Source organism: Vibrio qingdaonensis (assembly GCF_026191675.1).
Lineage (GTDB): Bacteria > Pseudomonadota > Gammaproteobacteria > Enterobacterales > Vibrionaceae > Vibrio > Vibrio qingdaonensis.
This window is the reverse complement of the sequence record NZ_JAKRRY010000011.1, coordinates 83872-97295: the sequence shown is the minus strand read 5'-3', so window position 1 is coordinate 97295 and position 13424 is coordinate 83872. Positions and strand designations below refer to the sequence as shown.

9 protein-coding genes are annotated in these 13424 nt (G+C 44.0%); 8 read left to right on the top strand and 1 reads right to left on the bottom strand.

Translation table 11 applies throughout. The features are described 5' to 3' along the window. Positions 1–10 precede the first annotated feature (10 nt). The 5 genes from MD535_RS10450 to MD535_RS10430 are packed head-to-tail and all read left to right on the top strand — an operon-like array spanning position 11 to position 7414. Positions 11–985 (top strand): ABC transporter permease, encoded by a 975-nt coding sequence (locus MD535_RS10450; protein ID WP_250616460.1) that lies wholly within the window; start codon positions 11–13, stop codon positions 983–985. Positions 986–993: 8 nt separating this feature from the next. Further along, complete coding sequence (locus tag MD535_RS10445) at positions 994–1983, top strand: ABC transporter permease (protein ID WP_265674976.1); 990 nt, start codon at positions 994–996, stop codon at positions 1981–1983. Then, positions 1983–2936, top strand: a complete 954-nt coding sequence (locus MD535_RS10440) for an ABC transporter ATP-binding protein (RefSeq protein WP_265674975.1) — start codon at positions 1983–1985, stop codon at positions 2934–2936. Before MD535_RS10445 ends, MD535_RS10440 begins: the two co-directional genes overlap by 1 nt. A gap of 10 nt (positions 2937–2946) precedes the next feature. Continuing rightward, entirely contained in the window at positions 2947–3918 is a 972-nt protein-coding gene (locus MD535_RS10435) for an ABC transporter ATP-binding protein (protein ID WP_265674974.1), read from the top strand. A gap of 49 nt (positions 3919–3967) precedes the next feature. Beyond that, on the top strand, positions 3968–7414 hold the full coding sequence (locus MD535_RS10430; protein ID WP_265674973.1) for a hypothetical protein: 3447 nt from the start codon (positions 3968–3970) through the stop codon (positions 7412–7414). Between the two features lie 248 nt (positions 7415–7662). On the opposite strand, the gene MD535_RS10425 is transcribed toward MD535_RS10430, so the two are convergent. Beyond that, entirely contained in the window at positions 7663–8670 is a 1008-nt protein-coding gene (locus tag MD535_RS10425; protein ID WP_265674972.1) for a LacI family DNA-binding transcriptional regulator, read from the bottom strand. Positions 8671–9253: 583 nt separating this feature from the next. Between MD535_RS10425 and MD535_RS10420 the strand changes: the two genes are divergently transcribed. The 3 genes from MD535_RS10420 (at position 9254) to MD535_RS10410 (ending at position 13288) form a co-directional block, all read left to right on the top strand. Next, the gene (locus tag MD535_RS10420) at positions 9254–10132 is read left to right on the top strand and encodes a MalM family protein (RefSeq protein WP_265674971.1); all 879 of its coding nucleotides are present in this window, start codon (positions 9254–9256) and stop codon (positions 10130–10132) included. Between the two features lie 90 nt (positions 10133–10222). After that, positions 10223–11788: a glycoside hydrolase family 16 protein gene (locus MD535_RS10415; RefSeq protein WP_265674970.1), complete on the top strand. Its 1566-nt coding sequence runs from the start codon at positions 10223–10225 to the stop codon at positions 11786–11788. A gap of 147 nt (positions 11789–11935) precedes the next feature. Further along, positions 11936–13288, top strand: coding sequence for a carbohydrate porin (locus MD535_RS10410; protein ID WP_265674969.1), 1353 nt, complete (start codon positions 11936–11938; stop codon positions 13286–13288). Positions 13289–13424: the final 136 nt, after the last annotated feature.

The window sequence follows — 13424 nt, the reverse complement described above, 5'->3', positions numbered from 1 at the left end:
AGGTATTGCTATGTCGTTTTTAGCTCGCCGTTTTGGCTTTTATTTTACCGCATTTATTATCGCTATATCGTTCAACTTTATGTTGCCAAGGCTGATGCCTGGCGACCCTGTAGATGCGTTGTTTGCTGCCGCTCAGGGACGTATGGATCCATCTCAAATGGATGCAGTGCGTGAAATGTATGGTTTTGTAGATGGTAATATTTTCGTTCAATATTTCTCTTATATTAAAAGTGTGTTCACGCTGGACTTAGGTCCTTCGGTTCTCATGTTTCCAGTGAGTGTCTCGGACGTGTTGGCGATGGCGTTGCCATGGACTATGTTTCTTGCGCTGGGGTCATTAATTGTTGCGCTTATCATCGGCGTCAGTATTGGTACTTATGCCTCTTATCGTCGTGAAGGTTTCTTTGGTCAGGTGGTTCCGCCAGTCTTAGCATTTATCAGTAACTTTCCTTATATCGTCACCGCTTTATTACTGTTTTACTTTTTCGGTTTAAAAATGGAGCTGCTTCCGCTTGCGTACACGTACGACCCATCTTTGGAGCCTGCATGGACATGGGAATTTATTTCTAGTGTGGCTAAGCATGCGATCTTACCTGTTGGTTCGATGGTCATTGTTGGTATCTCAACCTGGGTCTTTAATATGCGAAATGCCATGATCAATGTCCTAGGGGAAGATTACGTCACCATGGCGGAGGCAAAAGGGCTGAGTAGTTTTCGAGTGATGTATCGCTATGCAGGGCGTAATGCCATTTTACCTGTCGCGACGGCGATTGCGATGGCCATTGGCTTTTCGTTTGCCGGTTCCATCATGACCGAGGTGGTTTTTAACTATCAGGGCCTAGGTAATATCCTGCTAAAAGGCATCATTGCGCGTGATTACCCACTTATCCAAGCTATTTTGCTTATTCTCGTTACCGCTGTATTAACAGCGAACTTTATTGCCGATCTTCTATATGTTTGGCTCGACCCACGTATTTCAAATTAGGGTGCATTATGGACAAGTTAATTGATGCTCATAAGTACACAAATCAGCCAAACTTAGCGGCTCGTGAACCACGTTTTTCATGGAAAAATATCAAAAGTAAGTTAAGTACGGTTTACGCATTTTTTTACGGAAACCCTCCCGCTATTATTGGTGGAACATTAATGAGCTTGGTGTTGATGGGAGCAATATTCGCATCTTCACTAGCGACCCATGATCCTCAAAAGCGTGTAGCAAGACCCCATATGGCTCCGAGTGCGGACCATATTTTGGGGTCAACTCGAAGTGGGCGAGATGTTTACAGCCAAGTATTACATGGTGCGAGAAAGTCGCTCACCGTGGCATTGAGTGCTGGTGTAATCGCGATGACTATCGCGGTGCTGGTTGGAGTATCGTCTGGGTATTTTGGTGGGAAAATTGATGATCGTTTGAACTTTCTGACCAACGTTTTTCTCGTTTTTCCTCAATTGCCGTTATTAATAGTGTTAGCCGCGTTCTTAGGGCAGGTCGGTTCCTTGGTGATAACGGTCTTGCTGGGGATTACCTCCTGGCCATGGGGGGCGAGGGTGATACGTTCACAAACCATGGCGATTAGAAACAAAGAGTTCATTATTTCTGCTGAGGTAATGGGCGAATCAAAAGCACGAATTATTTTAGTAGAAATACTGCCTAATTTGGTCTCGATTGTGTTTGGAGGCTTCCTTGGAACGGTTATCTACGCCATGGGCGCGGAGGCTGGTCTTGGTATTCTTGGATTGGGAGATGCGACGGAAGTGAGCTGGGGTTCTATGTTGTATTGGGCACAAACGTCATCGTCGCTCTATACCGGTGCATGGTGGGAAATGCTTGTCCCTGCAATGGCTCTTGCTATTACAGGCGGTGCACTTGCTTTGATCAATATGTCTATCGACCAAGTAAGTAATCCGAAACTACGGACGGGTCCACACATGAAGCTGTGGCACAAACTTAAGAAAGAAGCAGATAAGCGTCGAGGCCTATAATGAGTGCATTACTTGAAATTAACAATTTATGTGTTGATTACGTTTCACCAAACGGTATCGCACGTGCAGTAAATAATGTCAGCTTAACCATTCAACCTGGCGAAACCTTAGGTATCGCCGGTGAATCAGGTTGCGGCAAAAGTACCTTAGCGTTTGCCATTTCACGGTTACACAAAGCACCGGCATTAATCTCGGAAGGAGAGGTCCTCTACAAGGGAGAGGATGTGCTGAAAATGAATGCTCGTCAGCTACGTAAGTTTCGTTGGAATGACGTGTCTGTTGTGTTTCAAAGTGCGATGAACTCCTTAAACCCAGTTATCACAATAGGTGAGCAGCTGGTGGATGTGATCCTCGCGCATAAAAAGGTCAGCTACAAGCAAGCGCATGAACGTGGTGCCGAATTACTTGAAGTAGTAGGAATTCATGCTGACCGAATGGGAAGTTTTCCCCATCAACTCAGCGGCGGTATGCGTCAACGTGTCGTCATTGCGATTGCTTTAGCGCTAGAGCCTAAGTTGATTATTATGGACGAACCGACCACGGCGTTAGATGTGGTCGTAGAACGTGAGATCTTGAACGAGCTTTATGATCTTAAAACGAAATTTGGCTTCTCCATTTTGTTTATTAGTCACGACTTGAGTTTGATGGGTGAAATTGCCGACCGAATTGGCGTGATGTACGCAGGAAATTTGATTGAACTGGGCAGCGCAAGCGAAGTCTTTGGCTCGCCTAAGCATCCTTATACAAAAGGGTTGATTGCTTCTTTCCCGACAATTCATGGACCCAAAGAGCGCCTTTATGGCATTCCGGGCAACCCTGTGAATTTGTTAAATATCCCGACTGGCTGTAATTTTCAAGAGCGCTGCGGCGAGTGCACGAAAGTATGTACTCGTGAAGAGCCAAGGTTAATTCAAACTGATGCTGACCGCTTGGTCGCTTGTCATCTGATGTGAGGTAAGAAAGATGCAAAGTAATGAAGTGATTCTTTCCGTCAATAATTTAGTTAAAGATTTTCCTCTTGGTCAATCGGCAAAAAGTAATGTAATGCGAGCCGTGAATGATGTCTCTTTTGAACTTAAAAAAGGTGAGGCGTTAGCGATTGTTGGAGAATCCGGATCAGGTAAGAGCACGGGTGCTCGAATCCTAACTCGTATTTACGATGAGACGTCCGGCAACATTAGCTTTAAGGGTGTGCCGCTTAACACTTACATTGAACAAAATGGGGCTCTTGAGTACGCACGCCAAGTGCAGATGATCTTCCAAGACCCGTTTGGCAGCCTAAATCCCGTGCATACGATCTATCATCATATCGCACGTCCGCTACTGATTCATAAACGTGCAGCAAAAGAAGCCGTGCCCCAGCTGGTATACGACTTACTTGAATTGGTAGGCTTATCACCGGTAAAAGAAACGGCGGAAAAATTCCCTCATGAATTGAGTGGTGGGCAACGCCAACGGGTTGCTATTGCTCGTGCGCTTGCGGTTGATCCCGAAGTCATTTTGGCTGACGAACCTATTTCCATGCTCGATGTCTCCGTTCGACTGGGGATTTTGAATTTAATGGCGGACCTTAAGGACAAGCACGGTATCTCATTCATGTACATTACTCATGATATTGCTACGGCTCGTTATTTTGCCGAGAAAACTGCAGTCATGTACGTCGGTCACATGGTGGAGTGGGGGGCAAGTGATAACGTGACGCAAAACCCGCAGCATCCTTACTCGAAATTGTTGCTTTCAGCTGTGCCGGAAGCTGGCAAAGCCGGTCGTCGTGAACTCATGGTGAAGAAAGGGGATATACCGTTGTGGAAGCCTGATAGTGTCGGTTGCCCGTTTTATATGCGCTGTCCGAATGCATCAGAGCAGTGCCAGACCCAGATGCCTGAGCCTGTACAAATTGCACCTGAGCACTTCGCTCGTTGCCACAACCTTTAATTCCCATTTTAGCGCATAAGAAAGCGCTTTCAAATAAGTGATATACATTATGGAAAATAGAACAAAAGAGAGTGATTCAGCCGTATCAGGCCAGTTTGTTGATCGAGACGGAGAGCGATTTTACAAAATTAGTGATGTGGACCAAATGTCCCCGTTTTTTATCAGTGTGGTATCAGCGAGCAATCATTGGTTTTTTATTTCGTCTACAGGTGCATTGTCTGCCGGACGTGTTCGCCCAGAAAACGCCCTTTTCCCGTATCGTTCAGTGGACCATATTCATGAGAGCGCCCACAACACGGGTGCGAAAACCATCATCAAGGTTGTGCAAGAGGGTGGGGCGTCATTGTTATGGGAACCCTATAATGAGCACCATGATGGGCGATACGAGGTTCAAAGGAACTTATATAAGAACTCTGTGGGTGACAAAATTATTTTTGAGGAAGTGAACCACTCTTTAGCACTGCGCTATCAGTACAGTTGGAGTTGTGGTGAGACATTTGGTTTCGTAAGAGAAACGGAAATCACAAACTTATCGCAAACGAATATTCAAATGGAAGTGATCGATGGTATCCAGAACTTGCTTCCATCGGGGGCGCCATTACAGGCGCTGCAGACCCGCAGTGCACTTGTTGATGCTTACAAATGGAACGAGCGCGTTGATGACCTGCCTATGGCAACGTATAGCATGTACGCAAAGCTTAGTGACCGAGCAGAGCCTGCAGAGTCACTAAGGACCACGACCGCTTTTTCTATCACCGATAATGACGCCGATATTTTACTGAGTGCAAAAGCATTGGGTCAATTTAGGAAAGGATTGCCGATACAGCGTGAACAGCTCACCCGTGGTGAACGTGGCGCTTATTTTGTTCATCAAGCTATTGCACTAAAGCCAGCAGAGAAAAAGGCTTGGCTGATGGTTGCTGATATCGACAAAACCCACGTAGAAGTCGATGAGCTAAGGCAGTCGATACATCGTGGTGACGACCTCCTAAAATTGGTACATGAGGATGTCGCGCGTAATCAGTTGGATCTCGTCACGTTAATGTCAGGTGCTGACGCTTGGCAGTTGACATCAAATGAAGAAACGAGTGTGCACCATTACGCCAATGTATTGTTTAACAATATGCGTGGCGGTGTGTTTGTGTCGGGGTACCACCTTGATGCTGCAGATGTCATGAGCTCATTAAAGGCGATGAACAGTCGCGTGTTCGAACGACACACTGACTTCATTGCCTCCTTAAATGCAAACTTTACGCACCCGGAGTTAATGGCAGCCGCTAAAGCGACAGGTGATGACCAACTTGTGCGCTTATGTTACGAATATTTACCGCTGACGTTCGGTCGCAGGCACGGTGACCCTAGCCGACCATGGAACCACTTTGAAATTAAAGTGCGTGATGATGAGGGCAATCGACTCCTTGCCTATCAAGGGAACTGGCGCGATATTTTCCAAAACTGGGAAGCCATGGCGCTGAGTTATCCGCATTTTATCGGTTCGTTTATTGCTAAGTTTGTCAACGCATCGACGGTCGATGGTTATAACCCTTATCGAATTACAAAAGAAGGGGTGGACTGGGAATTATTGGAACTGGACGACCCTTGGAGCAATATTGGTTATTGGGGTGATCACCAGATCATTTACTTACTTAAGTTTTTAGAGCTGGCTGACAAATATCACCATAATGACCTGACATCATGGCTCTCTGACGCGAACTATAGTTACGCCAATGTGCCTTATGAGCTATGTAATGTAGAAGGGTTACTTGCAAACCCGAAAGACACAGTTTCTTTTAATACTCAGAAGCAACAATTAACGGAAGAATTAAGTGCGACGCTAGGCAGTGACGGACGCTTACTACTTGATAGTAATGGTGAAGTCTACCAAGTCAACTTGCTTGAAAAATTGTTAGTCCCTCTATTGTCAAAGCTGAGTAACTTTGTGCTTGATGGTGGTATTTGGCTTAATACCCAGCGCCCAGAATGGAATGATGCGAATAACGCGATTGTCGGTAATGGCTTGTCGATGGTGACGTTGTATTACATTCGTCGCTATGTCACTTTCTTGCGAAAGCTTGTCTGTAAAGCGTCAATGAGTGTTGAGTTATCTAACGAAGTGTCAACATGGTTATTGAACACCAATACTCGCCTGAAAGAAATGTTAACGATTGTACGAAGTAATGATATTACACCAGAGCTTCGCAAGCAGATGTTAGTCAATCTTGAAGAGAGTGCAGATGCGTATCGCCAACGGGTATACGCGGATGGATTTAGCGGTAAATCTAATGTTGATATGAGCAAAATCAATGAGCTGCTGGATGTAAGTGTGTCATTACTTGATCAAAGTATTATGAACAACAAACGCAGCGATGGTTTGTACAATGCTTACAATATTCTGGACTTGTCTCATGGCACGGCTGAAGTTGCGGAGTTATATCCAATGCTAGAAGGTCAGGTTGCTATATTGAGCTCTGGTATTCTGGATTCTAAGCAAGCTATTACGTTATTAGATAAGCTATTTGCCAGTGATATGTATCGGGAAGATCAACAGAGTTTAATGCTCTATCCAGATCGAGCGTTACCGAGTTATTTAGAGAAAAACCAAGTCTCAAGTGCGATGCTAGAACACTGTGAGTTGCTCCAAGTCATGTTAGCGGCCAATGACAAGCGATTGGTCGTGGCGGGTGGCAACCAACAGGTACACTTTAATGCTGATTTTGAAAACGTGGGTAAGTTAATCGAAAAAATCGCAGAAGTGAAGCATGATTACCCTGCCCATACAGAACAGGACTGGGAACAAATAAAAGACATCTACGAGCTGACGTTTAACCATAAAGCATTTACGGGTCGTTCAGGCACGATGTTTGGTTATGAAGGCTTGGGCTGTATCTATTGGCACATGGTTTCTAAGCTGCTACTCGCAGTGCAAGAGAATTATCAACGTGCATACTTGGAATCTCCGGAAAGCGAAGAAACGGCCAAGTTAGCAGGTTATTACTATCGCGTCCGAGAGGGGATAGGGTTTAACAAAACGCCAGACGTGTATGGCGCATTCCCGACAGACCCTTATTCTCATACTCCTAAACAAGCTGGTGCACAGCAACCTGGAATGACAGGGCAAGTGAAAGAAGAGATTCTAACTCGCTTTGGTGAACTGGGCATTGAGATTACGGATGGTGAAATCCATATCTCGCCGACGTTGTTACAAAAACAGGAGTTTATTACTCAAGCGAACACGTTCTGTTACTTTGATGTAGAAGGGAAGCGACAAGGCATAGCAATGCCAGTCAATAGCCTTGCATTTACGTATTGTCAGGTGCCATTCATGTATGTCATTAACCATTCGAAAGAGATGAGTATTGACGTTGAAATGGTTTCGGGTGAGGTGACAAGACTAAAATCAGCGACGATACCAACGCTGCTCAGCAACGCTATCTTTTCTCGTGGTCACCACGTAAAAGCAGTAACGGTTAATTTGCCAATGAGTATGATGCAATAGGGGCTATTCACTAGTCGTTATGCGACGTTGGGGGTGGTAAGCAAAGAAAATACTTTGCGTTCTGCCTAGGCTAGAAGATTAGGCTTAATTATAAAAAGGGGAGTCACCATTTGGTGCTCCCCTTTGTGGTTTGTGACAAAACAAGCTCGTGACGAAAATAAGCTCGTGATAAAACAAGTTCGCGACAAAAATTGATTGGCAATGAAAACTGAACAACAATAAAAACGTTTTTCCGACTTCGGAAGCAATCACTCCGTTAAATCTTTCACGGAGCCTCGAACAATAACATCTGGAACAATAGGGGCACTTGGTTGTTTCGCGTTGCTCTTGCCTTGTACGATTCCCATGACTTTCTTGGCGGCTTCGGTTGCCATAGTTTGAATAGGAAAGTCAATGGTGGTCAATCCCGGTGTCATATATTGACCGAATGACACGTTATCAAAACCGATAATTGAAATGTCTTCGCCAACCGTGAGGCCTCGTTCAATACACAAGCTATACGCCGTCATCGCTATATTATCGTTCATACAGAAAATTGCGGTGAGAGGAATATCTCGGTCGAGCAAGCGACGAATAGCTTCATGGTTACATTTGTGATCAAAGCGTCCTTCCACAACCGCGTGTGGATTGTAGTCGATACCATATTGGCTCAGCGCGTTTCTAAAACCTTGTAGACGATCTCGACTGTCGACTTTACTTAGCTGACCCGTCACACAGCCAATATGCTGGTGGCCTTTTTGGATAAGGTGTTCGGTTGCAAGAAAGCCGCCGCGTTCGTTATCTATCCAAATACAACGATTAGCGATCTCTGGAATATAGCGGTTAATGAGCACCGTCGCTTCGACTTCGTTAGCAATTTCTAGTAATTCACTATCGGGTAAGGTATCGACGGTCAGTACTAATCCGTCTACTTTTTTGGAACGCAGAAAGCGGATCGATTCATGCTCTTCGTCATACTTTTCATGTCCACTGGTAATGATGAGGTGATAGTTTTCTTTACGTACGACCTTTTCCACTTCGTGCATCATCGGCCCATAGAAGGGGCCATCTAGGGTCCCAACCAACATACCAATACTGCATGAGCGGTTTGAAGCGAGCGCCTGGGCAAACGCATTTGGCTTATAGCCCAACTGCTCGATCGCTGCATATACTCGAGTTTTATTCGCTTCTTTTACAGAAGCGTGCCCATTAAGCGTTCTTGAGACTGTTGCTTGAGAAACTTGAGCGAGTTCAGCGACTTCTTTTATCGTAATCAATCTAATATTCCTAATCATTTAACGATGAAATTATACAACAGAATCATAGTAATACCGTGATGTGTTAACGTAAGTTCGATGTTTCAAAAAGAAAAACGTGATCAAAGTGGCGAATTTCATTTCTTGGCGGCCAGTATTGGGAAAAATTGATGATTTAGTGACCAAACACACACTACTAATTGTAAGCGCTTTCTTTATGGTGACGTTGTTCAAGGTTTAAGATAGGCAATCCGTTCATCCGTGTACAGAAAGGTTATTTTCAATTACTCTACTATTATCAAGAGTAAAAGGGGTTAGTTGCTTAACTTCTTGTATTTTTAACTGAATAGTTAATCAAGAAGTAGTTTTGTTTTTTCAGCAACTAAAGAAAGCGCTTTCTTTTTGTGTGCAGTACGATAGCGCAACTATCAAACCAAAGAATACGTTAATAGCGATTAACGTATTAAGCGTCTAGGCTGACCAGTTTTTGTCGGGATAGTGTTATTTGGGGGAGGAAGCATATGGGGATATGTGTACTCAGTTATCCCGACGTTTTTATTTTGAGTGTTGCGTGTTGCAGTTTGTAAAAGGCAAAGGAATGTATATGAAGTTACCATTACTAGCATCGATATTGCTTTCAACCGTCGTAGGGTGCAGTCAAACGCCTCATCATTCAGATGTTTCTGGCACGAGCGCATTAGCGGCAGCTCCCTTGTGTTGTCAAGGCTATTCAGAGTTGCATTATCAAAAGTTGAGCCATACAAATGAGTTAACCATCGAACTGAGTCGTCGATCTCAAGCCTTCGAGCTTCCGACTGGGAAGTCGTTTGTTCAGGCTTATGACCTTTCAGACATTGGTAAAATTACTCGATTCGATGTTTATGCCAATATAGAAAACCACGTATTTGTACCTCAGGTTCAGCTACTTAATAGCAATTTTTCTGTTATTTACACAAGTACAAGTGATGATTTAGCTTTGGAAAAACAGACGATTTTGCATCCAGAGCGCTATCACTTATCGGTGTTGATGAATATGAACGAACACGCCAAGTATATCGTGATATACACCACACGAGCGTTACTCGGTGAAGAGACGTTGCGGCAGCTGCCAGAATCGTTTGCAGCGCAACGCAGTCAAAGTATTGAAATGCAAAAACGTGTACTTCAGCCGTTTTCGATTCATAGCGCCATTGGAAAGTTAACGCTGTCCATCGATCACATAGAAAAAAGGCTACCGCTTACATCCAAATCGGGACAAGTGGAGCACGTTGCACAAAAGGCTGCGCTACCTGCTATCACCGTCAGTTTATTTGAACAATATAAAGCCAGTTTAACTCAGCGAGACCTGAATAATTACGGCTTAGAAATTGTCGATTTGGTACAGGAAAATAAATTTGAAGAAGCCTTGTCGCTTGTTAATAGGGCAACGAATCCGGCGGTAGCCAAAAACATATTCATGCAATCTGTGAAATTGCACCCCTAATTTTAAATCGTAAACATAATAATATAATCAATCGTAAAGGCGGGTTCTTTCCATTGTAAAAAGGAAGGTGTCGTCGTACAGGGAATTAATATGATCAAGAATGTAACTACACGTTCCGCTTTATCTTCTGCGCTGCTCATTGCCTTATTTGGCTGTAGTTCTACCAGCGAACCACTGACATTTTCTAAAGAAGAATTGAATGATCCTACCGGCAGTCCTGATGCTGTTTGGAATATGGTTTGGAACGATGAATTCCAAGGGGATGAAATTGATAAGTCGAAGTGGAGTCATGAAGAGAATTGTTGGGGGGGAGGGAATAATGAGCAGCAATGTTATACCAAGCGAAAAGTAAATTCATTTGTGGATAACGGAGTTCTGCATATTGTCGCCAAAGAAGGCAGCTTCACCGGACCCAATAATAATAAAGGTGATATGCGCTCAAAAGCGACATTGCCTTTCACCTCTGCAAGGTTACGTACGTTAAATAAAGGCGATTGGAAATACGGTCGTTTTGAAATAAGAGCAAGGTTGCCTCACGGTCAAGGCACTTGGCCTGCGATATGGATGTTACCGACGGACCAAAAATATGGAACGTGGGCGGCCTCAGGTGAAATAGACATCATGGAAGCGGTTAACCTAAAGGTACAAACTGACATAGAAGATGCCCCAGTAGGTGAATTAGAAAGTCGTGTATATGGCACGCTACATTATGGACGTCAATGGCCTGAAAATGTGAGCTCTGGTACCGATTATCACTTGCCAAATCAAATCAACCCTGCCGATGGCTTCCATACATACGCGGTTGAATGGGAAGAAGGTGAAGTCCGTTGGTATGTTGATAACATTCATTTTGCGACGCAGCGGCAAGATGGTTGGTACAGCCAGTACAAAGAAAATGGCTCTTTGACCACCGCAAAGGAAAGTGCACCATTTAACGAACGTTTTCATATGTTGATAAACCTCGCGGTTGGAGGTTCTTGGTCAGCCAATCGCAATGAGGGCGGGATTGATAATGACATCTTCCCACAAACATTGGCGGTTGATTACGTTCGCGTATTTGAATGTAGTGTAGACCCAGATACTGGCAAAGGGTGCGCTACCGTTTCAGATGACGCCAAGTTCGTAAAAGGAAATGCTGCGCCGCCTATTATTATTGCTGACAAGGATTACGGCAAAGGTACCGAACTGTCCATTTTTGGTGATGAACTAAATAAGCATCTTGTCGTGAGTGGTTACGATCCGGATGGTCAAGTTAGCGTGTCATTCATTGACGAGCCTAAACGCGGAAAAGTGATTGAATTAATTAAAAAAGGCAAAGTCGGTAATGCGTATTTCATCACTCCTGAACTCGATTTAAGTGATTGGGCGGAGAACGGTGAGTTGGTATTTGATATTAAAGTTCCGACGGTAAATAGTGAGTCTCAGTTATTAGTCAAAATGGACAGCGGTTGGCCACTTGCTGGTGATTATGAAGTGCCTTTGAAAGCGGGAGCGCAGTGGCAGGAAGTTCGAATTCCACTTTCGCAACTTGTGAGTAACGGTAACCGATTCGCGAAAGGAAGCACGGTGGATTTGTCTAAGGTCAAAAACTTACTCGTTTTAGAGCCCAACGCATCCCTGACCGTATTCTTAGATAACATCCGCCTTGTTCGTTAATTTTTAATCTAAATATCGCTAATACATCACGTTATTAGCGATATCAAATAAATACTAGCAGTTATATATCGCAGTGGTTAAGCGTCTTTATCAGAATCATTAACGATCACAAAGAAAGCGCTTACAATAAAATGGAGTGACATTTACATGAAAGTATCACGATTAGCGTTAGGCGTTGTTGCCGCTTTGAGCATCAATACCGGGGTTTTTGCACAAGAAACAGAAGGGTTTGAGTTTCATGGATACTTTAGGACTGGTGTCATTACCAGTGCAGAGAATGATTTCAAACGTGCAAACTACGCTGGGCAAAAAGAGACATTAGGTCGACTTGGTATTGAAGCCGACAATGACTACAAGGCAAACTTTGCCAGTACGTGGGTATTTGAAGATGAACGCAGCTTCAAAATTCATATTGGTATTAGCAAAATTGGTAAAGAATCGGCGTTAACGTCTAGTGCGGATGCCTTTGATGCAGGTATTAGTAACGCATTTATCGAACTTAATGGGATCACCCCATCGGGTACGTTTTGGGCAGGACGAAGAGAATATGGCAAAGCCGATAACTACATATTCATGACCGATTTCTTTTACACTGACATGTCAGGAACGGGTATTGGTATTCAAGGTTATGAGCTCGGTGATTCTATTGTTGATTTAGCGTATATCGGTAGTGATCGAGTGAATGAGGATGTCGATCGTTGGGCGACTTCACCGGCAGCCGTTGGTAACAATGCTACGAATCTAAACAACTTAATGCATGCCCTTAATATTTCATCAACGTTTGGTAACTTAAAGTTATCAGCGTTGCTAAAAGCGATGCCAGACAACTGGGATACAACGGGTAAAGAGTGGGCGGAAACGGGTTACGACTTGACGGCTACTTACAATCTAAGCAGTTTCTTTGCTATCCCTGGGAATGGGTTTTCTAAGATAATAGTACAAGGTGGTAAGGGTCTAGGAGCGGGTAATCTATTAGGAGGAACAATCACAGATTATAATGCGTACCACCCGGGTTCTCTGGCACAAGGGCAGCATAATGACTGGGGAAAGGCAGGTGAAGCCTCGTATCTTCTTACCCAATTAGAAGAAGATGATACCTCTGCACGTGTATTATTGTGGGGTGGATATACATTTGACAATGGTGTGAGTTTGTTCCCTTCCATTCAAGCGCAATACAACGATATGGCAACGGGTGATGCCCGTACCGACGGTGGTTATAACTACTGGGCATCAGCAATGGTGAGACCCACGATACCAGTAAGTCAGCACTTTTATCTTCAAGGAGAAGCTGGCTACGTTTACAATAATTGGAATGGTAATTCATGGAAGCAAACAAAATACACTGTCGCGCCAACGTTTATACTTCCCACCTCACTTGGAGTGGCGCCAGAAATTAGACTACTTGCCACCTACCTTCCTGAGTCTTGGACGAGTAAAGATAGTAAAGGTGATGCGGCAAGCGACTTTATTGTCGGCTTTCAAGCCGATGTATGGTGGTAGAAACAACATCAATAATGTTATTAATGTTGTGAGCTTGTAGTGTTTAAGTGAGGCAAGAAATAGAAAGGCTGATTGATTCAGCCTTTTTTTGTGACATTAATTCAAAAAATGTGCAGTGCGTAACGAAATTAAACTT